The organism is Saccharopolyspora kobensis, assembly GCF_900108315.1.
Lineage (GTDB): Bacteria > Actinomycetota > Actinomycetes > Mycobacteriales > Pseudonocardiaceae > Saccharopolyspora > Saccharopolyspora kobensis.
This window is the reverse complement of record NZ_FNVB01000004.1, coordinates 766,939-791,332: the sequence shown is the minus strand read 5'-3', so window position 1 is coordinate 791,332 and position 24,394 is coordinate 766,939. Positions and strand designations below refer to the sequence as shown.

Sequence of the window (24,394 nt, the reverse complement as noted above, 5' to 3'; positions counted from 1 at the left end):
AGTGCGTTCGTCAAACCGAATTGAAGGACCGACAGAGCGAACACCGATGAGTGAGACAGAGAACACCCCGTCCGCGCCGCTGGAGACCATCGCCGCCTCCCTGCGCCGCGAGCGCGATCGCGCCGGGCTGACCCTGACCGAGCTCGCCAAGCGCGCCGGGATCGCGAAGTCCACGCTCTCCCAGCTCGAATCCGGCACCGGCAACCCCAGCGTCGAGACCCTGTGGGCGCTGGGCGTGGCGCTGGGCGTGCCCTTCAGCCGGCTCGTCGACCCGCCGACCCCGCAGATCCGGGTGATCCGCGCGGGACAGGTGCCGATCGTGCGCTCCGAGCAGTCGACCTACGCGGCGGCCCTGCTGTCCTCCGGCGAGTCGGGCGCGCGCCGCGACCTCTACGTGCTCGAACTCGAACCGGGCGGCGTCCGGCACGCCGACGCCCACATCCCCGGCTCGGTGGAGCACGTGATCCTCACCGCGGGCCGCCTGGTGGCGGGCCCGGAGGACAGCCCGGTGGAGCTCGCGGTGGGCGACTACGTCTCCTTCTCCGGCGACGTCCCCCACCGCTACGAGGCCCTCGCCCCCGGCACCACCGCGGTCCTCCTCATGGAACACCGCTGACCACCCGCCCCGACCTGGGCCGAGCGCGCGGGCCTGCGGACTCGGCCGGTGGTCACTTGCGGGTGAGCAGGTGGTCCGGGATCGGCTCGTAGCTCTCGAAGTTGCGGGTGAAGGTCGCGCTGCCCGAGGTCAGGGAGCGGACGTTGACCGGGTAGCGGATCAGCTCGCTGGCGGGCACGTGCGCGCGCACCACCGTCCAGCCGCCGTCCTCCGGTTCCGTGCCGACCACCTTGCCGCGGCGGCTCGACAGATCGCCCAGCACCGCGCCGAGGTGCTCGTCGGGGATGTGCACCGCCACCTCGTCGACCGGTTCCAGGGTGATCAGCCCGGCCTGCTCGGCGGCGGCCTTCAGGGCCAGCGCGCCCGCCGCCTGGAACGCCGCGTCCGAGGAGTCGACGCTGTGCGCCTTGCCGTCGACCAGCGTGACCCGCACGTCCACCAGCGGGCAGCCCTCGTTGATGCCCTTCTCGACCTGGGCCCGCACGCCCTTCTCCACGCTCGGGATGAACTGGCGCGGCACCGCGCCGCCGACCACGCGGTCGGCGAACTCCACGCCGGACCCGCGCGGCAGCGGCTCGACCTCGATGTCGCACACCGCGTACTGGCCGTGCCCGCCGGACTGCTTGACGTGCCGCCCGTGCCCCTTGGCGGGCTGGGCGAAGGTCTGCCGCAGCGGCACCTCCACCGGCACCGTGTCGATCTCCGCGCCGCCCTCGCGCAGCCGCTGCAGGACCACGTCGGCGTGCGCTTCGCCCATGCACCACAGCACCAGCTGGTGGGTCTCGGTGTCGCGCTCCAGCCGCAGGCTGGGATCCGCGGCGACCAGGCGGTTGAGGTTGCGGGCCAGCGCGTCCTCGTCGCTGCGGGTGTGCGCGGTGACCGCGATCGGCAGCAGCGGTTCCGGCATCGGCCACGGTGTCAGCAGCAGCGGGTCGGACGGGTCGGAGAGGGTGTCGCCGGTCTCCGCCGAACCGATCTTGGTCAGCGCGCACAGGTCACCGGCGATGCAGTGCGTCACCTCGCGCAGGTTCGCGCCCAGCGGCGAGTACAGGTGCGCGACGCGCTCGTCCTCGTCGTGGTCCGGGTGCCCGCGGTCGGCCATGCCGTGGCCGGAGACGTGCACCGGGCGCTCCGGGCGCATCGTGCCGGAGAAGACCCGCGCCAGCGAGACCCGCCCCACGTAGGAGTCGACCGAGGTGTGCACGACCTCGGCCGCCAGCGGCCCGGCCGGATCGGGCGTGAGCGCGCGCGGATTGCGGCCGTGCGGGTCGGTGAACTCCGGCAGCGCGTGCTCCAGCGGTGAGGGGAAGCCGCGGACGATGCCGTCGAGCACCTCCGCGATGCCGATCCCGGCCGTCGAGCACACCGGCAGCACCGGGTGCAGACCGCCGCTGGCCACCGCCTTCTCCAGGTCGGCGATGAGGGTGTCCTCGTCGATGGGCTCGCCGTTGAGGTAGCGGTCCATCAGCGACTCGTCCTCGCTCTCGGCGATGATCGCCTCGATGAGCTCGCCGCGCGGCTGGTCGATCCGGGCCCGCACCCGCTCGTCGGCGGGCCGCAGCTCACCGGATTCGTAGATGCTCTCGGTGACCAGCCCGACCAGCCCGGTCAGCTCCCCGTCCGGGCCGTGGTGCGGCAGGTACAGCGGCAGCACTCCGCCGCCGAAGGCGTCCTGGCAGGTCAGCAGCGCGGTGTCGAAGTCGGCGCGCGGCTGGTCGAGGCGGGCGATGAGCACCGCGCGGGGCATGCCGACGGCCGCGCACTCCTGCCAGATCGCCCGCGTCGCCGGATCGATGCCTTCCGCCGCGGCCACCACGAACAGCGCGGCGTCGGCGGCGCGCAGCCCGGCCCGCAGCTCACCGATGAAGTCGGCGTAGCCGGGCGTGTCGATGAGGTTGATCTTGATGTTGCCGTGCTGGATCGGCGCGACGGCCAGGCAGATGGACCGCTGCTGCTCGATCGAGGCGGGTTCGTGGTCGCACACCGTGGTGCCCTCGGTGACCGCGCCGGTCCGCGGGATCGTCGCGGTGGCCGCCAGCATCGCCTCGGCCAGGGTGGTCTTGCCCGCCGCCGAGGGCCCGACGAGCACGACGTTGCGGATTTCGGCCGGATCGGAGGGGGCCGGGATCGCCGGCCCTCCTACTGTGCCGCTCTGCTTGCTCCCCATGAGAACTCCTCGCACGCTCCCGGCAACCGATTGTGTCTCCGATCACACACCCGTCGCCGAGCCCGTGCAAGGCCGCCACCGGCCCGTCAGCCTGCGGTGCGGCGGCCGACGATCAGCGCGCTCATCACCAGCAGCGGCACCGACCACAGCGCGGCCGCGACGTAGCCGCCCGGTGCGGGGAGCAGAGCACCGCCGGGCGTGGCGGCGGCGAGGAGCAGTCCGGCGAGCGCGCTGCCGATGCTGAAACCGGTGCTGCGGACGATCTGGTTGATGGAGAGCACGCTCGCGGTCTCGGCCTGCGGAACACCGGCGAGGACGAGCTTGGGCATGACCGCGGAGATCCCGCCGACGCCGAAGCCGAGGACGGCCATCGCGATCAGGACGACCACGAGCGAGCCGGTCGCGGCGGCGAACACCAGCGCGGCGAGCACCACGGCGGCTGCGGCGATCGGGTAGGCCCGCCGTTGCGCGCGAGCGGGCAGCACCTTTCCCGCGAAGAAGCCGAAGGCGGAGAACGGGATCAGCGCGGCACCCGCGGCCACTCCCGGGAGCGCGAACCCGTAACCGGCGTCCGCCGGGGTCTGCACGTAACGGGTGAGCAGGCTGAACAGCAGGTACGTGCCGATGCCCGCGACGAGCATCGCGGCGTTGGCCCGGAGCACGGAAGCCTGCCCGAGCAGCCGCAGGTCGACCAGCGGCGCGGCGGTTCGGAGCTCGAAGGCCGCCCACGCGGCGAGGATCGCGATCGCACCGGCGAGGATGCTCGCGCCCAGCCAAGGGTTGCGCCACAACGAGGGCTCGGCGATGACCAGCAGGACGCCGAGCGTCCCCGCGCCGAGCAGGAGAGCGCCGGTCACGTCGATCTTCGGGCGCTCCCCCGGTTCCTCGCGCGGGAGCACGCGCCATGCCACGACGAGCGCGACCGCCGACAGCACGAACCCGAGCGCGTACGCGGCGCGCAGGCCTGCGAGCTGGTCGAGCAGGCCGATCAGCGGGTAGCCGACGCCGATTCCCGCAGTGGACGCCACGGACAGGGCAGCGATCGTCGTGGCGGAGCGCTCCGGAGGAAGGTGCGTGCGGGCGACGCTCATGAGCAGCGCCACCACCGCGACTCCGAGCCCTTGCAGCCCTCGCCCGATCACCAGGGCCGCGAAGGGCAGGGGCAGCGCGGTCAGCGCCCCGCCGATCGCGACCAGGGCGAGGGTGACCAGGATCGCGGCGCGCCGGTGCGGACCGCTGCCGAGCCTGCCGAGGACGGGCCCGACGATCGCGCCGGTGAACAGCGTGATCGTCAGCGTCCACTGCGCGGCCTCCAGCGGCACGTGCAGGCCGGTCGCGACCGCCGTGATCAGCGGTGCGCCGACGCTCCCGATGACCGCGCCCATGAGCGCGACCACCACGAGCCCGGGCCCGAGGCGGCCGCTCACCGGTTCCGCTCCGCCGTGATGTGCTCGAACAGGCCTGCGTTGATCCGGGTGCGCACTCCCTCCGCCCACCTCCCGTCGGTGTGCTCGACGTCCAGCGCGGCACCGGAGTTCAAGAGCATCCCGAACGCGAGGAACGACTTGACGGTCACCGGTTCGAGCCCGGTGACGTCGGCGACCGCGTCCCACATCCGCGCGAAGCACTCCCGGACGGCCTCGCGCACCTCCTCGTCACCGCACGCGGCGAACCCCTGGAGCTGCAGCAGCAGTCCCGTGCGATCCGAGAGCAGGTCGTAGTACTGCGCGCCCATGGCGGCGAGCGCGTCCAGCCCGGCCCGGTCCCCGGCGGCATCCCGCATCGCGTCGGTCAGCCGGTCGAAGGCCGCCCGGACCAGCTCCAGGAACAGCGCCTTCTTCGTCCCGAACATCCGGAAGACGTAGGCCTGCGTGATCTCGGCGTCCCGGGCGATCGCCTCGGTCGACGCACCGTGCAACCCGTGCGCGGCGAACTCCGCCGCAGCGATCTCCAGCACCTGAGCCCGCCGCTCAGCCCCGCGCATCCGCTGCACCATGCGAAATAAGTTACTGGTTACTAACTACTCACTTCAACGTCCTCTCGTTCCGGACCCGCGGCCGCGACGGCCAACAGGCCGCACCGCAGCACGTGCCGCAGGCGCATAACCCACCCACGCCACTTGCACCGCCGCGGGTTCTCAGACGTCGCAGCCCGCTAGCCGTGCATTGGACGCGGTCCAGGCGGCGTCTGAGGTTCCGCTACCCGCACCGCAGCGCAAACCGGGCCCGGGAGATCTACGGCGAAGTGGACTAGTGGAAATCTGGATTAGTGGACCGTGTTGGTGGTCCAGTTGGGCTCTACTCTCGATTCGGCAGAACACCGAGAGGAAGGCCGAAGGTGACTACCGTCGACGTCAAGGACACCGCCCGCACCTCCCAGACCGGGACCGACGGGGTCAAGCGGGGCATGGCCGAGATGCTCAAGGGCGGCGTGATCATGGATGTGGTCACCCCGGAGCAGGCCAAGATCGCCGAGGCCGCTGGTGCGGTCGCCGTGATGGCTCTGGAACGGGTGCCCGCCGACATCCGCGTGCATGGCGGCGTGGCCAGGATGTCCGATCCGGACATGATCGACGGCATCGTCAACGCCGTGTCGATCCCGGTGATGGCCAAGGCCCGCATCGGGCACTTCGTCGAGGCGCAGGTGCTGCAGTCGCTCGGCGTGGACTACATCGACGAGTCCGAGGTGCTCACGCCCGCCGACGAGGTCAACCACATCGACAAGTGGGCGTTCACGGTGCCGTTCGTGTGCGGCGCGACCAACCTCGGCGAGGCGCTGCGCCGGATCTCCGAGGGCGCGGCGATGATCCGCTCCAAGGGCGAGGCCGGCACCGGCAACGTGGTCGAGGCGACGCGGCACATGCGCCAGATCCGCGCCGACATCCGGCGGCTGTCGGTGCTGGACGACGACGAGCTCTACGTGGCGGCGAAGGAGCTGCGCGCGCCGGTGCAGCTGGTCCGGGAGATCGCGCGGACCGGGAAGCTGCCGGTGGTGCTGTTCACCGCGGGCGGCATCGCGACCCCGGCGGACGCGGCGATGATGCGCCAGCTGGGCGCGGAGGGCGTGTTCGTCGGTTCGGGCATCTTCAAGTCGGGCGACCCGGTCAAGCGCGCGGAAGCGATCGTCAAGGCGACGACGTTCTACGACGACCCGGACGTGATCGCGAAGGTCTCCCGGGGCCTCGGCGAAGCGATGGTCGGCATCAACCTGGACGACCTCGCCGAGCAGCAGCGCTACGCCCAGCGCGGCTGGTGACGACGCCACGACCACGCAATTTCCATTGAAGTTGCACGTCCAATTTCAATGGAAGTTGTGCCCTGTCGGCGTGTCCGACCACGACACGCCGGTGCCCGTGGACGGCTGCCGCAAATTCAATGGAACTTTGCCCTCTGATTTCCATTGAATTTGCGGGCACCAGGCCCGGGTCGACGGAGGGTCAGCTGTTCTCGTTGCGGGTGCGGGCCGAGCGGTGGACCGCGGCCAGCCGCTGGACGATCGTGATCACGGTCAGGAGCACCAGGAGCCAGATCGCCACGTCCAGGACGTACGGGACGCCGAGGCCGTGCAGGCCGGTGCCGACGAGCACCACCAGGAAGCGCTCGGCCCGTTCGGCCAGGCCGCCGTCCGCGCTCAGCCCGTTGGCCTCCGCGCGTGCTTTGACGTAGGAGATCACCTGCGCGCCGACCAGGCAGATCAGCAGGCCGAGGCCGCGCGCGCGGTCCACCTCGACCACCAGCGACCACCACACCAGCGCGCCGAACAGGGCCCCGTCGACGAGCCGGTCGCAGCTCGCGTCGAGCACTCCGCCGAACCGGGTCGCGCAGCCCCCGGCGCGGGCCATCGCGCCGTCGAGGATGTCGAAGAGCAGGAACACCGCGACCACCACGGTGCCCACGAACAGCTCGCCGCGCGGGAAGAACCACAGCGCGGCCGCGATGCTGGCGACCGTCCCGGTCAGCGTCACCGCGTTCGGCGACAGGCCGAGCCGGACCAGGCCCGCGCCGATCGGGTTTGTCAGTCGGGACATCGAGGCCCGCGCGAAGATGTTGAGCATTGCTTGAGGGGTCAGCCGCCTGTGCTTGTCGTTTGCCGTGCCAGCAGACTAGCCCGCGCTGATCACGGGCGTCGGCGGACGCGGCCGTCGGTGATCTCCGACACAGGGCGGAATCATTGAAGGTTCAATGTTGTTCGTGCAGGTCAGAACTCCCCGCTGCGGAGGCGCGCGGCAGGTCGGAGTTCGGAGCCGACTCGCACGCCACACCTTTGGAGACAGCATGACCGCCACCGAGCAGATCCCCGGCTACGTCGCGGGCACCTGGGACATCGACAGCGTCCACTCGGACATCCAGTTCACCGTGCGCCACATGGGCGTGGGCAAGTCCCGCGGCCGCTTCGGCAGCTTCCAGGGCGAGATCGTCACCGCGGCCGACCCGCTGGACTCCTCGGTCACCGCGACCATCGAGACCGCCTCGATCGACACCGGCAACGCCGACCGGGACGCGCACGTGCGCAACGCCGACTTCCTGGACGTCGAGCAGTTCCCGACCGCCACCTTCCGCTCCACCGGCGTCCGCAAGGACGGCGAGGACTTCGTCATCGACGGCGAGTTCACCCTGCACGGCGTGACCAAGCCGGTGTCGCTGGAGACCGAGCTGGGCGGCTTCACCGAGGACGGCCTGCTCGGCCTGTCCGCGAAGGTCGTCCTCAACCGCACCGACTTCGGTGTCGGGCAGCCCGGCGGCGCCCTGATCGGCGAGAAGGTGACCATCACCCTCGACATCGAGGCCAAGCTCCGCGGCTGAGCCGCCGAACGCGGAACGAGGGCCGGGGATCGCTCCCCGGCCCTCGTCGCTGTTGCGCGATTTCGATGGAAGTTCGACATCGAATTCCATTGAAATCGGACGTGAGATTTCAATTGAAATTGCGCGGAGATCAGTCCGCGGTGGCCCAGGCTTCGGCGAGGAGGGCTCGGGTTTCGCCGAGGAGCTGGGGCAGGACCTTGGTGTGGCCGATGACCGGCATGAAGTTCGAGTCACCGCCCCAGCGGGGCACCACGTGCTGGTGCAGGTGCGCCGCGATGCCCGCGCCCGCCACCGGCCCCTGGTTGAGCCCGATGTTGAACCCGTGCGGCGCCGACACCCGGCGGATCACCCGCATGGCGCGCTGGGTGTACTCCGCCACCGCCACCGTCTCCGCCGCGGTCAGCTCGGTGTAGTCGGCCACGTGCCGGTACGGCAGCACCATCAGGTGACCCGGGTTGTACGGGTACAGGTTGAGGATCGCGAAGACCAGCTCGCCGCGCGCCACGATCAGCGTCTCGGCGTCCGGCCGCCCGGACTCGAGCAACCGGCAGAACGGGCAGCCGTCGCTGTCGTCGCCGTCCGGCTTGTTCTCGCCCTGGATGTAGGCCATCCGGTGCGGGGTCCACAACCGCTGCAGCGCGTCCTGGACCCCGACACCGGGCTGCTCGGTCAGCTCCGGCCCGGCGTTCACGCCGTCCCCACCTGGAAGTTCTCCGCGGTCGGCGAGGCGTTCTCGCGGCGCTGCACCCAGTCGACGAGCGCGTCGACCGCGGTGTCCACCGGCACGCCGTTGATCTGGGTGCCGTCGCGGAACCGGAACGACACCGCGCCCGCCTCGACGTCCTTGCCGCCCGCCAGCAGCAGGAACGGCACCTTCTGCGTGGTGTGGGTGCGGATCTTCTTCTGCATCCGGTCGTCGCTGGTGTCGATGTCGACGCGGATCCCCTTGGCCCGCAACGACTCCGCCACCTGCTGCAGGTGCTCGACGTGCTCGTCGGCGATCGGGATGCCGACCGCCTGCACCGGCGCGAGCCAGGCCGGGAAGGCGCCCGCGTAGTGCTCGGTGAGCACGCCGAAGAACCGCTCGATGGAGCCGAACAGCGCCCGGTGGATCTTGATCGGCCGCTGCTTGCTGCCGTCCGGCGCGGTGTACTCCAGGTTGAACAGCTCCGGCAGGTGGTAGTCGACCTGGATGGTCGACATCTGCCAGCTGCGGCCCAGCGCGTCCTTGGCCTGCACGGAGATCTTCGGGCCGTAGAAGGCCGCGCCGCCCGGGTCCGGCACCAGTTCGAGGCCGGACTCCTCGGCCGCGGTGCGCAGCGCCTCGGTGGCGACCTCCCAGCTCTCGTCGTCGCCGACGTACTTCTCGTCGTTGCGGGTGGACAGCTCCAGGTAGAAGTCGTCCAGGCCGTAGTCGCGCAGCAGGTCCAGCACGAAGCCCAGCAGCGACTTCAGCTCGTCCTGCAGCTGGTCGGGCGTGCAGTAGATGTGCGCGTCGTCCTGCGTCATGCCGCGCACGCGGGTCAGGCCGTGCACCACGCCGGACTTCTCGTACCGGTACACCGACCCGAACTCGAACAGCCGCAGCGGCAGCTCGCGGTAGGAGCGCCCGCGGGAGCGGAAGATCAGGTTGTGGAACGGGCAGTTCATCGGCTTGAGGTAGTAGTCGACGCCCGGCTTGCGCAGCTCGCCGTTGGCGTCGCGCTCCTCGTCGAGGTGCATCGCCGGGAACATGCCGTCGCGGTACCAGTCCAGGTGACCGGAGGTCTTGAACAGCGTGTCCTTGGTGACGTGCGGGGTGTTGACGAACTCGTAGCCGGCCTGCTCGTGCCGCTTGCGGGAGTAGTCCTCCAGCTCGCGGCGGATGATGCCGCCCTTGGGGTGGAACACCGGCAGCCCGGAGCCGATCTCCTCCGGGAAGGAGAACAGGTCGAGCTCGGCACCGAGCCTGCGGTGGTCGCGGCGCTCGGCCTCGGCCAGCAGCTCCAGGTGCTCCTCCAGCTTCTCCTTGGACTCCCACGCGGTGCCGTAGATCCGCTGCAGCTGCTGGTTGTTCTGGTTGCCGCGCCAGTAGGCCGCGGCGACCCGCATCAGCTTGAACGCCGGAATGAACCGGGTGTGCGGCACGTGCGGCCCGCGGCACAGGTCGCCCCAGACGACCTCGCCGTGCCGGTCGATGTTGTCGTAGACGGTCAGCTCGCCGCCGCCGACCTCCATCACCTCGCTGGTGTCCACATCGGACTTGAGGTCGACCAGCTCCAGCTTGTACGGCTCACCGGCCAGCTCCTGCTTGGCCGCCTCGACCGACTCCAGGCGGCGGCGGGCGAACTTCTGGCCGGACTTGAGGATCTGCTTCATGCGCTTCTCCAGCGCCTGCAGGTCCTCCGGGGTGAACGGGCGGTCCACGTCGAAGTCGTAGTAGAAGCCGTCCTTGATCGGCGGGCCGATGCCCAGCTTCGCGTCCGGGAACAGGTTCTGCACCGCCTGCGCGAGCACGTGCGCGGCGGAGTGGCGGATGACGCTGCGGCCCTCCTCGGTGTCGGCGGCGACCGCCTCCACCTCGACGTCGGCCTCCGGCGCCCAGGCCAGGTCGCGCAGAACGCCCTCGGCGTCGCGGACGACCACGATCGCGTCCGGGCCCTTGGACGGCAGCCCGGCCTCGGCCACGGCCGCGCCCGCGGTAGTGCCCGCCGGAACCTTCACCCGGAGAGCTTGCTGGGCTTGGGAAGGCTGTACGGACACGTTCACTCCTCGGCTGGGCCGGTCGCCGACCGGCGCGGACACGCTTCGCATCACGATGCTATCGGCTGGTCGCGGACGGTTTTCGGCCGCCACCCGCCGCCTCAGCCCTGCTGCTCCAGCACCAGCTCCGCCAGCTCGAGCGCCGAGACCAGACCGCCGGTGAACGGCCCCATCGCCAGCGACACGCCCAGCTCGCGCAGGCGGCGGGCCTGCAGGTCGTCGCGCACGCCCGCGGCGCTGACCGGCAGGCCCAGCAGCTCGGCCGCGCCGCAGGCAGCCGACACCAGGTGCGCGTCCAGCGGGGCCGGCCCGTCGGGCTCGGTGAAGCTGTCCAGGTGCGGGCCCTCGATGCGCGCCATGCCCAGCGGCACGTCCTTCAGCCGCGGCACCCGGGCGTAGTCCTCGCCGAACTCGTAGACGCACAGCCGCAGGCCCATCTCGGCGAGGATCTCCAGCGTGTCCAGCGGGTCGCCCTGCGCGTCGAACAGGCTCGACTCGGGCAGGCCGAGCGCCAGGTACCCGCCCGGCAGCCCGGTCTTGCCGAGGATGCGCTGCACGTCGGCGACCAGCTCGGGGTCGCGGCAGTGCCGCGGCGACAGGCGCACCGCGGCGATCGGAGCCACCGGGCCCAGCCGCTCCACCCAGCGCGCGGCCTGCTCGCAGACCTGCTCCAGCGCCCAGCTGCCGAGCCGGGTGATCAGCCCGGTCTCCTCGGCCAGACCGAGGAAGCGGTCCTCGCTGAGCTCGCCGAACTCCGGGTGGTCCCAGCGGACGGTGGAGGCGGCTCCGACGTACCGGCCGGTGGCCAGCTCCACGATCGGCTTGTACTCGACGAACAGCTCGTACTGCTCGATCGCGGCGGGCAACTCGGCGGAGAGCTTGAAGCGGTCGCGCGCCTGCGCGTTGCGCTCCGGGTCGAACAGCACCCACTGCGCCCGGCCGTCCTGCTTGGCCCGGTAGAGGGTGATGTCGGCATCGCGCAGCAGCGACTCGGCGTCGGTCCCGGCGACCGGGCGCTCCACGATCCCGACGCTGGCCGAGGCGCTGAGCTCGTGGGAGCCGATGCGCGCGGGCTGGGTGATCTCCGCCAGCAGCGTCTCGACCAGCGCCACCAGGTCGCCGGAGCCGGTGGAGTCCGGCACCAGGACGACGAACTCGTCGCCGCCCATCCGCGCGGCCAGCGCGCCCCGAGCGGCGGCCTGCAGCCGCTGCGCGACGGTGCGCAGCAGCTGGTCGCCGATCGGGTGGCCGAGGCTGTCGTTGACCGCCTTGAACCCGTCCAGGTCGAAGAAGCACAGCCCCACCCGCCTGCCGGGGCGCGTCTCCTCCAGCGCCTTGTCCAGGCCCGACTGCAGCTGGGTGCGGTTCGCCAGGCCGGTCAGCGGGTCGTGCACGGCCTGCCTGCGGAACTGCTCCTGGAGCATGTGCCGGTCGGTGATGTCCTCGTAGAGCACCACCTGGTAGTCGGGTTCGCCGCGGGCGTCGCGGACCAGTGAGGCCGACAGCTGGGTCCACACGTGGGAGCCGTCCGGCGCGGTGAACCGGGTGTCGAGCTGGTAGCGGTCGTCGCTCGCGCCGACCAGGCCGTCGTTGGCGGCCTGCAGCTCGGCCACCCAGTCGGCGTCGGTCAGCTCGAAGATGGTGTGGCCGACCAGTTCCTCGTCGCTGCGCCGGAAGATCCGGCGCATCGCGGCGTTGGCCTCCTCGATGGTGCCGTCGAGCCGGACGACGGCGATGCCCAGCGCGGAGGAGATGACCACGGCGCGGGAGCGGGCCTCGCTGGCGCGCAACGCCTCCTCGGCGGCGTCGCGAGCGGCCGAGGCGGCCCGCTGGATCAGCGCCTGCTCGGCCAGCGTCTGCTCGCGCAGCGCCCCGGCGTACCCGGCGGCCAGTTCGCCGAGCACCTCGATCAGCCGGGCCGGTTCGGTCGCGCGGAGCGCGGGCAGCGCGGTCATCAGGTGCTGCAGCGTGCCGGACAGCGCCGCGGAGTTGGTGAAGTGCACGTCGACCAGCCGCTTGCCGACGCCGGATGCGGCGGAGATCGGTCCGCCGTCGAGCGCGGCCAGCAGGTCCTCCAGGCACCGGGCCAGGAAGGTCTCGAGCTCGGGGCGCCCCATCGCGACGTAGCTGGTGTGGATGACCCGGCGGGTCCACTCCTTCACCACTTCGTCGTGTCCCGGCGCCCCGCCGGAGGCCTGAGCTGGCAAAGAGATCACACCTTGCGTCCGACTGCGCCGTAGACGATGGACCGCTCCGGCTGCTCCCAGACGTCCTCCTCGGTGTCCGGCCGCCAGTCCGGGACGTAGACCACGCCGGGCTCGACGATCTCGAAGTCGCCGATCAGCTCGGCGACCTCCTCGCGGGTGCGCAGCGTGACCGGGTTGATGCTGTCCTCGTAGAGCTTCACGAGGCCTTGCACGCCCTCCATGTAGTGGTCCCCGGTGACGTGCGAGAAGCCGAGGTAGCTGCCTGCCGGGAGGCGCTCGTAGTAGCGGCGGATCACCTCGCGCGGGTTGCTGCTGTCCGCGACGAAGTGCACCAGCGCGACCATCATGACGGCGATGGGCCGGCTGAAGTCGAGCATCCGCCGCGTCTCGGGCGCGTCCAGGACGCCCTCGACGTCGAGCAGGTCGGCCTGCACGATGGTGGCCCGCTCGGTGTCGCCCAGGATGGCGCGGCTGTGCGCGACCGCGACCGGCTCGTTGTCCACGTAGACCACGCGGGATTCCGGGTCCGCGGCCTGGGCGATCTCGTGCACGTTGCCCACGGTGGGGATGCCCGAGCCGATGTCCAGGAACTGCCGGACGCCCTGGTCCAGGCAGTAGCGCACGGCGCGCCGCAGGAACGCCCGGTTGTTGATCGCGATCTCCTGGACGTTGGGCACCACTTCCATGACCTTGCGCCCGAGCTCGCGGTCCACCTCGAAGTTGTACGCGCCGCCTAAGTAGAAGTCGTAGCACCTGGCTGCGCTGGGCTTCTCCAGGTCGACGCCCTCGGGCGCCCAGTCCGGCCGCTGCTGCATCTCGCGTGACCTCCAGCCGTTGGTCCGCCCGGCCACCGAGATCATCTCTGCGTCGTCGAGCGAGGTAGCCACCGCGACCGGAACGTTGATCAAGCGGCGATCCTACTGTCACCCGCCGCATCTAGTCACGCACTCTGCGTTCCGGACGATCGGATCCGCGCTCCGGTATGAGCATTGTCACCGTCCGCATCGCGAGATCCGGGGTAAGGGATACCTAAGCTGGAGGCGTCTTGGTGGACGCCCACCGGGCCCAGTCGTGATGGGCCAGTCAGCGAGCACTCCGGGCCGGCCGAGGACCGTTCGGGGTAGGAGGAGATGGAATGACTCGCCCTCTGCGGGTAGCGATCGTCGGCAGCGGACCGGCCGGTGTGTACGCGGCCGACATCCTGACCAAGTCCGAGACCCCGGTCGAGATCGACCTGCTGGACCGGATGCCCGCGCCCTACGGTCTGATCCGCTACGGCGTGGCGCCCGACCACCCGCGCATCAAGGGCATCGTCAGCGCGCTGCACCGGGTGCTGGAGAAGCCGGAGATCCGCTTCCTCGGGCACGTGGACTACGGCGTGGACGTCAAGCTCGACGACCTGCGGCACCACTACGACGCGGTCATCTTCGCCACCGGCGCGGACCAGGACCGCCCGCTGGACATCCCCGGCATCGACCTGCCGCACAGCTTCGGCGCCGCCGACTTCGTCTACTGGTACGACGGCTACCCGGAGGCGCCGCGCGAGTGGACGCTGGACGGCGAGCAGGTCGCGGTGATCGGCGCGGGCAACGTGGCGCTGGACGTCGCCCGCGTGCTGGCCAAGCAGGCCGACGACCTGCTGAGCACCGAGATCCCGGAGAACGTGCACCGCGGTCTGAAGGACTCGCGGGTCACCGACGTGCACCTGTTCGCCCGGCGCGGTCCGGCGCAGGCCAAGTTCACCCCGCTGGAGCTGCGCGAGCTCGACCACCAGGACGACGTCGAGGTCATCGTGCACCCCGAGGGCTTCGAGCTCGACGAGGCCAGCGAGGAGGCGATCCGCACCAACAACCAGGTGAAGACGATCGTCAAGACGCTGCAGGACTGGGCGCTGCGCGACCCGAAGAACAACACCTCGCGGCGGCTGCACCTGCACTTCCTGCGCGCGCCGGTCGAGGTGCGGGGCACCGACCGGGTCGAGGGCTTCAAGGTCGAGGTCATGGAGCTCACCGGTGACGGCAACGTGCGCGGCACCGGCGAGTACGAGACCTACCCGGTGCAGCAGGTCTACCGCGCGGTGGGCTACCTGAGCTCGCCGCTGGCCGACATCCCGTTCGACCACGCCGCGGGCGTGGTGCCCAACGACGGCGGCCGGGTGCTGGACCTGGACGGCGAGCACATGCCCGGCGTCTACACGACGGGCTGGATCAAGCGCGGCCCGGTGGGCCTGATCGGCCACACCAAGGGCGACGCGCTGGAGACGATCAACAACCTGCTGGCCGACCTGGAGTCGATGCCGCGGGCGGAGGACCCGTCGGCCGAGAGCATCCTGCGGCTGCTGGAAGAGCGCGGCGTGGAGTACACGACGTGGGAGGGCTGGGGCCGCCTGGACGCCCACGAGAAGGCGCTGGGCGAGGCCCAGGGCCGCGAGCGGGTCAAGGTCGTCCCCCGCGACGAGATGGTGCGCATCTCCCGCGCGGAGTGAGCTTCTCCCGCTCCCGCAGTGCTTTTCGACGGCACCTCCGACCGCCCGGTCGGAGGTGCCGTCGCAGTCGATCTGCTGGCCGGGTGAAATCCGGGAACGCGGCCCGGGCAACCGGGTGAAACTCCGCGTCGCGGTTCCGGCCGTCCCTATCGTCCGAGCCATGAGACTCCCCACCGAGCCGATCGGCAGCATCCCCCGGCCGCCGGAGCTGCTCCGAGGCCTCGCCGAGCACGCCGCAGGGCAGATCGATGACGCCGCGCTCGCCGAGCTCCAGGCCCGGGCGACCGCCGACACGCTGACCAGGCTGGCGAAGCTGGGCTGCCCCGTCGTGGTGGACGGCGAGCAGCGCAAACCGAGCTTCCTCACCTACCCGATCGCCGGTCTCGACGCCCTCGCCCCGGACGGCGCGGTCATCCCGTTCGCCGACGGGCACACCAGGCAGCTCCCCCGCCTGACCGCGGGACCGTTCCGCTACCGGGTCCACGCCGACAGCTTCCTCCGCAGCGCCCGCGAGCACACCGACCTGCCGGTCAAGCAGGCGATCATCGCCCCGTCCGCGCTGAGCCCGCTCTACCCGGCTGAGGGCATCGACGGCTACTCCCGCGAAGCGTTCCTCCAGGACCTCGCCGACGAAGCCGAAGCCGACGTCCGCCGCTGCCTGGAAGCCGGTGCGCACCTCGTCCAGCTGGACTTCACCGAGGCCCGGCTGTCGCTCAAGCTGGATCCATCGGGTGGCCTGCTCGACGACTTCATCGCGCTGAACAACTCGGTGCTCGACCGGTTCGGCCCGGAGGAGCAGGTCCGGATCGGGGTGCACACGTGCCCCGGCGGGGACCACGATTCGACGCACAGCCTGGACGTGGACTACGCGGGGCTGCTGCCGAAGCTGTTCGACCTGCAGGTCGGCAACTTCTACGTCCAGCTGGCCAGCGAACCGGACCCCGAGCGGGTGCTCGGCGCGATCGCCGACCGGCTGCGCCCGGGGATCCGGGTGTTCGTCGGCGTGACCGACCCGATCGACCCGCGCATCGAGACGCCGGAGGAGGTGCGCGACCGGGTGCTGGCCGCGGCCCGCCACATCCCCGCGGACCAGCTGGGCACCTGCGACGACTGCGGCTTCTCCCCGTTCGCCGACGACACCTCCACCTCCCGCGAAACGGCCTTCGCCAAGATCGAAGCCCGAGTCCGGGGAACGGCCATGGCCGCTGACGCCCTCGGCCTCTAGCGCACTCGGCAGGGCGATCCCCGCGTGCCGGGCACTTCGGCGAGGTGCCCGGCACGCGGGATTCAGCGCCCGGGGAAGCGCCGGAAGCGGATGGTGTGGTCCCAGCCCGCGGTCACCACCAGGTCACCGGGCCAGTTGTGCGCGATACCGCTGATCACGCCGCGATGACCTCCGACCGGGTCGCGCAGCTTCTCCCGCGTCTGGAGGTTCCACACGTCCAGCTGGTTGGCTCAGCCCTCCGGGGCGTACCCGGCCGCCGCGAGGAGTCCGTCGGGGCGGAACGCCAGGCAGCAGGTGTTGATCGACGTGGCGGGGAACCGGTCGATGACCTTCCTGGTGCCCGCGTCCCACAGCCACACCTCCTTGTTCCAGCAGGCGGTGGCGATCATCGCCCCGTCGACCGGGCTGTAGGCCACGGCTCGCACCGTCTCCGGGTGCACCAGCGCATCTCCCCACTGCTGCTGGGTTTTCAGGTTCCAGATCCGGACGGTCTTGTCGTTGCCCGCGGACGCGAGGAAGTCCTCTTCCGGGTGGAACGCCACGCTGTGCACGCCGGTCCCGCCGTGCCCGGTCAGCGTGCCGCGCGCGGTGCGCCGCTCGGCGTCCCAGAGACGCACCTCCTCGTCGTGACCGCACGTCGCCAGCATCGCGCCGGTCCGGTCGAAGGCCACGCCATCGACCCAGTTCCCGTGCTCCGCGGGCAGCTCCCCGATCAGCCGGCGGGTCCGCACGTCCCAGAGCAGCACCTTCGACCCCGATTCCGCCCGCTCCACCGAGCCGACCGCCAAGACCGCGCCGTCCGGGCTGAACGCGAGGCTGCGAGTCATCGCACCCGCGTCGAGCGCGGGCAGCTCCTGCCGGCTGCGGGTGTCCCACATCCGCAACGTCCGGTAGCTCCCGGCGACGAGCAGGTCCCCGGCCGGGCTGAACACCACTGCTTCCGGGCGGTCCGGGGCGGTGGGCACGACCGCTGGCGGCTGGGGCCCGGCGTCGGCCGGTGCCTGTGGAGTCGCCGAGGGCCGGACGAGCGTGAAAACCCCCCAGCCGCCGGCACCGAGAACGCCCGCGCCGAGCGCTGCCTTGAGCACGCCTCGACGGCTTCTCCTCGGTGGGTTATCAGGCCACTGCGGCGCATTCGGCATCGCGGCGCGGTTGCGGACCAGCGCGAGGCTGCCTCCGCCGTCCGTGGTGCGCATGGTCGGAACCGGGTTGCCCTGCACGCGCATCTCGCGTTCCAGCAGGGCGAAGATCGCGTCCAGGGAGAGCAGCTCGGGCTCGCCCGGAATTCCGTTGCGCAGCAACTTGACCAGCTCGCCGCTGAACGCGGTGAACTCGGCGCCGTCAGGTGCCAGCGACACCTCGTTGCCCGCCGAAGAAGCCAGCGTGACGGTGCCGCTGACGGCCGTCGCCTCGGCCACCGCTTGCCCGACCGGCGACATGAAATCGCCCACCGACCGGCCGCTGAAGCAGCAGTCCAGCACCAGGATCCGGTTCTTCGCCGTCTTCCAGCGCATGACACCGCGAACGCGCTCGAAGTCCAGCGCTTCGATCCACAGCCGGTCCGCGTCGTCCGCGGTGCTGTCGGGGAGCCCCGGGTACAGCTCGGTGGCCTTGGTGCCGACGAGCCCGTGACCGGCGTAGTAGACCAGCAGCGTGTCCGTCGCCTCGAACGCCGCCGAGCGCAGCACGTCGTAGGTGGTGGCAACGCCTTTCGGGTTCTCCACGACCACGCAGTGCTCAGGAGCGAAGCCGCCGGTGCGCTCGTCGGTGAGAGCACTGCGCAGGGCGTGCAAGTTGCCGTGCACCGCAGGCAGCTGGGGCAGGTGTTCGTAACGGCTGGTGCCGATCAGGACCGCGCGCGAGCGGTCCCGATCAGGAAGCGTCGGCGGCATCACCGCGCCTCTCCGCGGGCTCGGCCAGCTCCGCCACCTTGTTCAGCACCGCCTCGGGGTCCTCCGCATCGCTCACGAAGACCTCGACGGTGCGGCCGTCCGGGCCGGTGATCGTCGCGCTGACGTCGGGACGGCGGTGCTTCAGCCAGATCTGCAGCGTCTTCGCCAGCGCGGTGACCGATCCCGCGGCGGCCAGCGCGACCCACAGGTCGATGCCCATCCCCATCGCGCCGCCGACCGGATCGCCCGCTCTCGCCGACACCTGTTCGCCCAGGTCCGCCGCCAGCAGGTCGGAGAGGTCCTCGAAGTCCTGCGGATCGCCGTCGACCGAAACCCTGATTCGCACGCCGGCCCCCAATTCGCCGTTCGCAGTTGCACCAGGTGACGGCGCGTGAGCGTACCGTGAGATCAACTTCCGGCCGTGCGCACGCCGATCTGCCAATATGCCGAACGTTGTCCGGCCTGTCGGCCGCTGGAGGTACTACGGTGTCGGTGACGCCACTCGCATCGCGCAAAGGACGGGCACGTTGACCGAGATCCCGGACACCACGCCAGCCGAACTCGAAACCGCCCTGCAGCGGGCCGCCGAAGCCGCCGAGGCGTTCGGCTCGCAGTCACCCGCCACCCGCGCCCGGCAGGTCCGCGCCGTCGCCGACGCGCTCGACGCCGCCTCCGGCGAGCTCGTGCCGCTGGCCATGGCCGAGTCCAACCTGTCCGAGGGACGGCTGACGGGCGAGCTCAAGCGCACCACCTTCCAGCTGCGGCTGTTCGCCGGTGTCCTCGACGATGGCGGCTACCTGCAGGCCGCTGTGGACGGCGCGGACCCGGATTTCCCGCTGGGCGCCAAACCGGACCTGCGCCGCGTGCTGGTACCGGTGGGGCCGGTGCTGGTGTTCGCCGCGAGCAACTTCCCGTTCGCGTTCTCCGTCGCAGGCGGCGACACCGCCTCGGCGCTGGCCGCCGGCTGCCCGGTCGTCCTCAAGGCGCACCCGGGGCACCCGCGGCTTTCGGTGCGCACCGGCGAGATCATCACCGCCGCCCTGGCGGAATCCGGTGCCCCGGACGGGGTTTTCCACGTCGTGCTCGGCCTGGAGACCGGCGCTGTGGCGCTGCGGGATCCCCGGGTCAAGGCGGCCGCCTTCACCGGATCGGTGCCGGCGGGCCGGGCGCTGTTCGACATCGCCAACTCCCGCCCGACACCGATCCCGTTCTTCGGCGAACTGGGCAGCCTCAACCCGGTCTTCGCCGCGCCCGGCGCGATCCGCGCGCGCGGCGCGGAGATCGCCAAGGGCTACGTGACGTCGTACTCCGGCAACGCGGGCCAGCTCTGCACCAAACCGGGCCTGCTGTTCCTGCCCGCCGACCACGGCCTGGACGAGGTGCTCGCCGAGGAGTCGAGGGCCGTGGCGGCGCACAAGATGCTCAACGAGCGCCTGCACGAGGGCTACTGCAACCGCCGCGCCGCGGTGACCGAGGTGCCGGGAGTGCGGGTGCTGGCGGAGGGCAGCACCGACGACGGCACCGCGCCGACGCTGCTGACCACCGACGTCGCCACGCTGCTGGCCAACCGCGAGGCGCTGCTGGAGGAGGTGTTCGGCCCGCTGTCCATCGTGGTCACCTACGCCTCCGAGGACGAAGCCCGCCGAGCGGCCGAAGCCTTCGAGGGCAACCTCACGGCGACGCTGCACGCCGAGGATTCCGATGCGGAGTTCGCCGCGAGCCTGGTGAGCCGCCTGCGCGACCGGGCGGGCCGCCTGCTGTTCAACGGCTGGCCGACGGGCGTCGCGGTCTCCCCCGCGATGCACCACGGAGGCCCCTACCCGGCCACGACGGACGCCCGCTTCACCTCGGTGGGCACCGCCGCGATCGACCGCTTCCTCCGCCCGGTCACCTACCAGAACGTCCCGCAAGCCCTCCTCCCGGAAGCCCTCCGCGACGAGAACCCCTGGGGCATCCCGCAGACCAGGCACGAACCGGCGTGAGCGCTCCGGATCAGCTCTTGATCCGGTAGGTGATGTGGGTGACGAGGGAGGCCGGACGGGCCGAGACGATCTCCATGCCCTGGGACGGGACTCCGTCGAAGAGGCGTTCTCCCGCGCCGAGGACGACCGGGGCGACGTGGGTGCGGAGTTCGTCGATCAGGCCCTCGCGGAGGTACTGGTTGATCGTGGCCGCGCCTCCGGCGATCGCCACGTCGCGGTCGCCCGCCGCCTCCTTCGCCTGCTTCAGCGCCGCGTGGATGCCTTCGGTGACGAAGGTGAAGGTGGTGCCGCCGCCCATGACCAGGGATTCGCGCGCGTGGTGGGTCAGGACGAAGACCGGTGCGTGGTACGGCGGCTCCTCGCCCCACCAGCCCTTCCAGTCCAGGTCCCACTCGCCGCGTCCCGGGCCGAACATGTTGCGGCCCATCACGTAGGCTCCGGCCGCGGTGACCGCTTCCAGCTCCGCCTCGTTCTCCTCCGGGGTCTGGAACATCCAGGAGGTCAGCTGGTCGACCGGACCGTCGCCGAACGGCTTGTCGGCGGTCTGGCCGGGGCCCGCGACGTACCCGTCGGCCGAGACGGCGATGTCGCACACGACCTTGGTGCTCATGTCTCCTCCTGCGATGCTTATCTGGTTGCACGTTGCAATCGGTGATAATCTAGAACTTACCGACTGCGGATTGCAAGCAGTTTCTTCTGGCGATGGGAGGAGCCGGTGAAGGACGAGCACCGTTCCGGGTGTCCGATCAACCTCTCCCTCGAGGTGCTCGGCGACAAGTGGTCGCTGATCGTCATCCGGGACCTGATGTTCGGCAACCGGAGGCACTTCCGGGAACTGCTGAACAACTCCGAGGAGGGCATCGCCTCGAACATCCTCGCCGCCCGCCTCCAGCGCCTCACCGAGGAAGGCCTGGTGTCCAAGGCGCCCGATCCCAGCCACAAGCAGAAGGTGATCTACAGCCTCACCGAGCCGGCGATCCAGCTCGTCCCCGTGATGGCGCACCTCGGTGCCTGGGGACGCCGTCACATGCCGGTGACGCGAGAGCTGGCCATCCGAGCCGAGCTGCTCGAACGCGGCGGCCCGGAGCTGTGGGCGGAGTTCATGGACGAACTGCGCGAGCAGCACCTGGGCATCCCGCGCCCGGAGGGCGCGGAGTCGGTCTTCGACCGCCTGCGCGCGGCCTACGAAACCGAACTCGCCCGCGGCTGATCCGACGCGTTCCCGCTGGTCAAGGACCGTGAGTGTTTTGTGGTGCTATGACCCCGCAAAACGCTCACGGGCTGCCACCTGCGGAAAGGGACGGTAGCTGGCGATCGTGACCGAGGCCGTCGGCGCGAGGGGCTTCGGGAGGGCCGCGATCCGGGCTCGGAGGGCCTCGGGGTCGGCGTGCCAGGCGCTGGGACCCATCGCCACCACCGCTTCGGCCTCCGGCTCGGCCAGGGAGAGGCGGAACTCGCAGGTCCGCTGCTCGATCAGCTCGAAGTGGTCGGCCAGCTGCTCGGTCAGGCGCTCCTGCTTGCGCTCGTCGACCTTGAGCAGCCCAAGGGCCGACACCAGGTCCGCCAGGTGGTCGCCGTTGGGCACGACCACCACGAGCCGCCCGTCCGGGCGCAGGACGCGGTGCATCTCAGCGGCGTTGCGGGGCGCGAAGACGTTCAGCACCGCCGAAGCCGCACCGGTGCGAACCGGCAGCGTCTGCCAAGCGTCGGCGACAGCAGCACCCATGCGCGGGTGCGCTTTGGCCGCGCGGCGCGCGGCGTACTTCGAGACGTCCAGCGCGAGCCCGATGCGCTCGGAACCTTCGAGAGCACGAGCGAGGTAGTAACCGGTCCCGGCCCCGATGTCGACCACGCATCCCTCGACGCCGGACAGCGCTTCAGCCGCTGCGTCGGCGATCGGTGCGTAGTGCCCGGCGGCCAGGAAGTCCGCGCGGGCCGCGACCATCGCCGCCGTGTCACCGGCGACCTTCGTGCCGCCGGGCAGCAGGCTCACGTAGCCCTGGCGGGCGACGTCGAACACGTGGTTCGCCGCGCAGCGCAGGCTGTTGCCGGTCCGGTCCAGGTCGGCACCGCAATGCGGGCAGGCCAGCACCGCCACCACGTCGTCCAGCAATCCAGCCCTCCACAGCGCATCGTCGACAGGCGATTGTAGAAGTCCGAGGCGCGAGCACCCGCGCGGAGCACGCTCGGCGCGAGCTGGGACGGTGGGCACGATGTGGGATTGGGCAGCAGCTCCCGACTACTGGATCGCGCGCTTCGCGGTCGCGCACCTGGTCGCCATCACCTACCTGCTCGGATTCGTCAGCGCGCTGCGGCAGTTCCGGGGACTGCTCGGCGAGCGCGGGCTGACCCCGATCCCCCGCTTCCTGGCGCACGTGCCGTTCCGGGAATCGCCCAGCCTGTTCCACCTGCACTACTCCGACCGGTTCTACGCGGGCGTCTGCTGGGCCGGGATCGCAGGCAGCGCGCTGGCGCTGTTCGCCGACCTGGCGCCGCTGTGGGCGTGGCTGGTGCTGTGGACGCTGCTGTGGCTGCTGTACCTGTCGATCGTCAACGTCGGGCAGGTCTGGTACTCGTTCGGCTGGGAGTCGCTGCTGCTCGAAGCCGGGTTCCTGGTGATCTTCCTCGGCCCGGCCGGGATCGCGCCGCCGACCCTGGTGGTCTGGTTGCTGTGCTGGCTGCTGTTCCGGGTGGAGTTCGGCGCCGGGCTGATCAAGATGCGCGGCGACTCCTGCTGGCGCGACCTCACCGCGCTGTACTACCACCACGAGACCCAGCCGATGCCCGGCCCGCTGAGCCGCTGGTTCCACCGGCTCCCCCGCCAGGTGCACCAGGTAGAGGTGGTGGCCAACCACTTCACCCAGCTCGTCGTGCCGTTCCTGCTGTTCGCGCCGCAACCGGTCGCCACAGCGGCCGGGCTGGTCGTGGTGGTGACGCAGGGCTGGCTGATGCTCAGCGGGAACTTCGCCTGGCTGAACCTGCTGACCATCACGCTGGCCTGCTCGGCGATGAGCTCGGGCCCGTTCGAGCCGCCGCCGATGGCCGGGCTGCCGCCGTGGTTCGCCGTGCTCGTGCTGGTGCTGGCGGTGGTGTTCGCGGTGCTGAGCTACGCGCCGGTGCGCAACATGCTCGGCAAGCGCCAGGTGATGAACCGCAGCTTCAACAAGCTGCACCTGGGCAACACCTACGGCGCGTTCGGCAGCATCACCCGCACCCGCTACGAGGTCGTCGTGGAGGGCGCTGCCGACGTCGACGGCCAGTGGCGGGAGTACGGCTTCAAGGGCAAGCCCGGCGACCCGCACCGCCGCCCACCGCAGGTCGCGCCCTACCACCTCCGCCTGGACTGGCTGATGTGGTTCCTCGCGCTCTCCCCCGGCTACGGCCGCGCCTGGCTGCCCGGCCTGATCAAGGCGCTCCTGCGCAACGACGAGCACGTCCTGCGCCTGCTGCGCCACAACCCGTTCCCGGACCGGCCGCCGCTGCTGATCCGCGCGGATCTGTACCGCTACCGCTTCACGACGCGCGCCGAGCGCCGCGAGACGGGCGCCTTCTGGATCCGCACCCGGGTCGGCGACTTCGTCCCGCCGCTGACGCTCGACGACCTGCCGTGATCTGCCACGATCCGGCGTGGTGGCCGCTCGATGTCGCGCTACGCCCCCGAGCCCGAGCGTCGCCGAGCCGATGCCCTCGGCGACTACGGCTTCAGCACCGAGTTCTGCGGCTCAGCCCGCGGCCGCGGCTTCCAGGGCGGCGATGTCGAGCTTGCCGTCCATGGCGAGCATCGCCTTGATGACGCGGTCGGCCTTCTCCGCGTCCGGGTCGGTGATCAGCTCGTAGAGCCGGTTCGGGACGATCTGCCAGGACAGGCCGTACTTGTCCTTGAGCCAGCCGCAGGGGCCGGGCTCGCCGCCCTCGCCGAGCTGCTGCCACAGGCGGTCCACCTCCTCCTGCGATTCGCACCGGACCTGCAGCGAGACGGCCTCGGTGAAGGTGAACTGCGGGCCGCCGTTGATGCCGACGAACTGCTGGCCGGCCAGCTCGAACTGCACGGTCATCACCGTTCCCGGCGTCCCCGACCCGGCCTCGCCGTGGCGCAGCACCTGCGTGATCCGCGAGTCCTCGAAAATGCCGGTGTAGTGCGCCGCGGCCTCCTCGGCCACGCCGTCGAACCACAGGTTGGTGGTGATCTTCTGCTCGATCTTGGCCATCGCGATCTCCCGTCCGCTCTCGCACCACTATCGGTGCGGACGGGTAGACCGGCCACCGAGCCGGAAGT

The 24,394-nt window shown here is 71.0% G+C and carries 22 protein-coding genes; 8 read left to right on the top strand and 14 right to left on the bottom strand.

The window, feature by feature from the left end; translation table 11 throughout:
• Positions 1–46 precede the first annotated feature (46 nt).
• Complete coding sequence (locus tag C4T78_RS16485; RefSeq protein WP_093345644.1) at positions 47–616, top strand: helix-turn-helix domain-containing protein; 570 nt, start codon at positions 47–49, stop codon at positions 614–616.
• 52 nt (positions 617–668) lie between these two features.
• On the opposite strand, the gene C4T78_RS16480 is transcribed toward C4T78_RS16485, so the two are convergent.
• The 3 genes from C4T78_RS16480 to C4T78_RS16470 all read right to left on the bottom strand — a co-directional run bounded on the left by C4T78_RS16480 (position 669) and on the right by C4T78_RS16470 (position 4,779).
• Positions 669–2,783 (bottom strand): elongation factor G-like protein EF-G2, encoded by a 2,115-nt coding sequence (locus C4T78_RS16480; protein WP_093345642.1) that lies wholly within the window; start codon positions 2,781–2,783, stop codon positions 669–671.
• 86 nt (positions 2,784–2,869) lie between these two features.
• Complete coding sequence (locus C4T78_RS16475) at positions 2,870–4,210, bottom strand: MFS transporter (RefSeq protein ID WP_235862970.1); 1,341 nt, start codon at positions 4,208–4,210, stop codon at positions 2,870–2,872.
• Entirely contained in the window at positions 4,207–4,779 is a 573-nt protein-coding gene (locus C4T78_RS16470; RefSeq protein WP_235862969.1) for a TetR/AcrR family transcriptional regulator, read from the bottom strand. The genes C4T78_RS16475 and C4T78_RS16470 overlap by 4 nt, the downstream gene beginning before the upstream one ends.
• A 341-nt stretch (positions 4,780–5,120) precedes the next feature.
• Here C4T78_RS16470 and pdxS point away from each other — a divergent pair, with 341 nt between their 5' ends.
• Positions 5,121–6,038: a pyridoxal 5'-phosphate synthase lyase subunit PdxS gene (gene pdxS, locus C4T78_RS16465; RefSeq protein ID WP_093345639.1), complete on the top strand. Its 918-nt coding sequence runs from the start codon at positions 5,121–5,123 to the stop codon at positions 6,036–6,038.
• Positions 6,039–6,219: 181 nt separating this feature from the next.
• On the opposite strand, the gene pgsA is transcribed toward pdxS, so the two are convergent.
• Positions 6,220–6,837, bottom strand: a complete 618-nt coding sequence (pgsA, locus tag C4T78_RS16460; RefSeq protein ID WP_093345636.1) for a phosphatidylinositol phosphate synthase — start codon at positions 6,835–6,837, stop codon at positions 6,220–6,222.
• 220 nt (positions 6,838–7,057) lie between these two features.
• On the opposite strand from pgsA, the gene C4T78_RS16455 reads away from it, so the two are divergent.
• Positions 7,058–7,585, top strand: coding sequence for a YceI family protein (locus tag C4T78_RS16455; RefSeq protein WP_093345634.1), 528 nt, complete (start codon positions 7,058–7,060; stop codon positions 7,583–7,585).
• Between the two features lie 130 nt (positions 7,586–7,715).
• On the opposite strand, the gene C4T78_RS16450 is transcribed toward C4T78_RS16455, so the two are convergent.
• From C4T78_RS16450 to C4T78_RS16435, 4 genes are all read right to left on the bottom strand, one after another.
• Entirely contained in the window at positions 7,716–8,195 is a 480-nt protein-coding gene (locus tag C4T78_RS16450) for an HIT family protein (protein WP_235863121.1), read from the bottom strand.
• Between the two features lie 77 nt (positions 8,196–8,272).
• Entirely contained in the window at positions 8,273–10,288 is a 2,016-nt protein-coding gene (thrS, locus tag C4T78_RS16445) for a threonine--tRNA ligase (RefSeq protein WP_093345629.1), read from the bottom strand.
• Positions 10,289–10,428: 140 nt separating this feature from the next.
• Positions 10,429–12,543, bottom strand: a complete 2,115-nt coding sequence (locus C4T78_RS16440) for a putative bifunctional diguanylate cyclase/phosphodiesterase (RefSeq protein WP_408005428.1) — start codon at positions 12,541–12,543, stop codon at positions 10,429–10,431.
• The gene (locus C4T78_RS16435) at positions 12,540–13,442 is read right to left on the bottom strand and encodes an SAM-dependent methyltransferase (protein WP_309599280.1); all 903 of its coding nucleotides are present in this window, start codon (positions 13,440–13,442) and stop codon (positions 12,540–12,542) included. Before C4T78_RS16435 ends, C4T78_RS16440 begins: the two co-directional genes overlap by 4 nt.
• Before the next feature lie 227 nt (positions 13,443–13,669).
• Between C4T78_RS16435 and C4T78_RS16430 the strand changes: the two genes are divergently transcribed.
• Positions 13,670–15,019: an FAD-dependent oxidoreductase gene (locus C4T78_RS16430; protein WP_093345625.1), complete on the top strand. Its 1,350-nt coding sequence runs from the start codon at positions 13,670–13,672 to the stop codon at positions 15,017–15,019.
• A 160-nt stretch (positions 15,020–15,179) separates the two neighbouring features.
• Positions 15,180–16,244, top strand: a complete 1,065-nt coding sequence (locus C4T78_RS16425) for a cobalamin-independent methionine synthase II family protein (protein WP_093345622.1) — start codon at positions 15,180–15,182, stop codon at positions 16,242–16,244.
• A 62-nt stretch (positions 16,245–16,306) separates the two neighbouring features.
• Here C4T78_RS16425 and C4T78_RS36440 read toward each other — a convergent pair whose 3' ends face one another.
• Genes C4T78_RS36440 through C4T78_RS16415 form a run of 3 tightly spaced genes read right to left on the bottom strand, consistent with a single transcriptional unit; the run spans position 16,307 to position 18,482 of the window.
• Positions 16,307–16,459, bottom strand: a complete 153-nt coding sequence (locus tag C4T78_RS36440; RefSeq protein ID WP_177247362.1) for a hypothetical protein — start codon at positions 16,457–16,459, stop codon at positions 16,307–16,309.
• 15 nt (positions 16,460–16,474) lie between these two features.
• Positions 16,475–18,136, bottom strand: a complete 1,662-nt coding sequence (locus tag C4T78_RS16420) for a caspase, EACC1-associated type (RefSeq protein WP_093345620.1) — start codon at positions 18,134–18,136, stop codon at positions 16,475–16,477.
• Entirely contained in the window at positions 18,117–18,482 is a 366-nt protein-coding gene (locus tag C4T78_RS16415; protein ID WP_103908125.1) for an effector-associated constant component EACC1, read from the bottom strand. Before C4T78_RS16415 ends, C4T78_RS16420 begins: the two co-directional genes overlap by 20 nt.
• 190 nt (positions 18,483–18,672) lie before the next feature.
• Here C4T78_RS16415 and C4T78_RS16410 point away from each other — a divergent pair, with 190 nt between their 5' ends.
• Positions 18,673–20,118: an aldehyde dehydrogenase (NADP(+)) gene (locus tag C4T78_RS16410; RefSeq protein WP_235863120.1), complete on the top strand. Its 1,446-nt coding sequence runs from the start codon at positions 18,673–18,675 to the stop codon at positions 20,116–20,118.
• Positions 20,119–20,128: 10 nt separating this feature from the next.
• Here C4T78_RS16410 and C4T78_RS16405 read toward each other — a convergent pair whose 3' ends face one another.
• Entirely contained in the window at positions 20,129–20,728 is a 600-nt protein-coding gene (locus C4T78_RS16405; protein WP_093345612.1) for a dihydrofolate reductase family protein, read from the bottom strand.
• 105 nt (positions 20,729–20,833) lie between these two features.
• Here C4T78_RS16405 and C4T78_RS16400 point away from each other — a divergent pair, with 105 nt between their 5' ends.
• Positions 20,834–21,328, top strand: a complete 495-nt coding sequence (locus C4T78_RS16400; RefSeq protein WP_093345609.1) for a winged helix-turn-helix transcriptional regulator — start codon at positions 20,834–20,836, stop codon at positions 21,326–21,328.
• A gap of 45 nt (positions 21,329–21,373) precedes the next feature.
• On the opposite strand, the gene C4T78_RS16395 is transcribed toward C4T78_RS16400, so the two are convergent.
• On the bottom strand, positions 21,374–22,231 hold the full coding sequence (locus C4T78_RS16395; protein ID WP_093345606.1) for a putative RNA methyltransferase: 858 nt from the start codon (positions 22,229–22,231) through the stop codon (positions 21,374–21,376).
• Between the two features lie 100 nt (positions 22,232–22,331).
• Between C4T78_RS16395 and C4T78_RS16390 the strand changes: the two genes are divergently transcribed.
• A complete protein-coding gene (locus C4T78_RS16390; RefSeq protein ID WP_093345604.1) occupies positions 22,332–23,729 on the top strand; it encodes a lipase maturation factor family protein in 1,398 nt (465 codons plus the stop codon).
• A 111-nt stretch (positions 23,730–23,840) separates the two neighbouring features.
• Here C4T78_RS16390 and C4T78_RS16385 read toward each other — a convergent pair whose 3' ends face one another.
• Entirely contained in the window at positions 23,841–24,326 is a 486-nt protein-coding gene (locus C4T78_RS16385; RefSeq protein ID WP_093345601.1) for a VOC family protein, read from the bottom strand.
• Positions 24,327–24,394 lie beyond the last annotated feature (68 nt).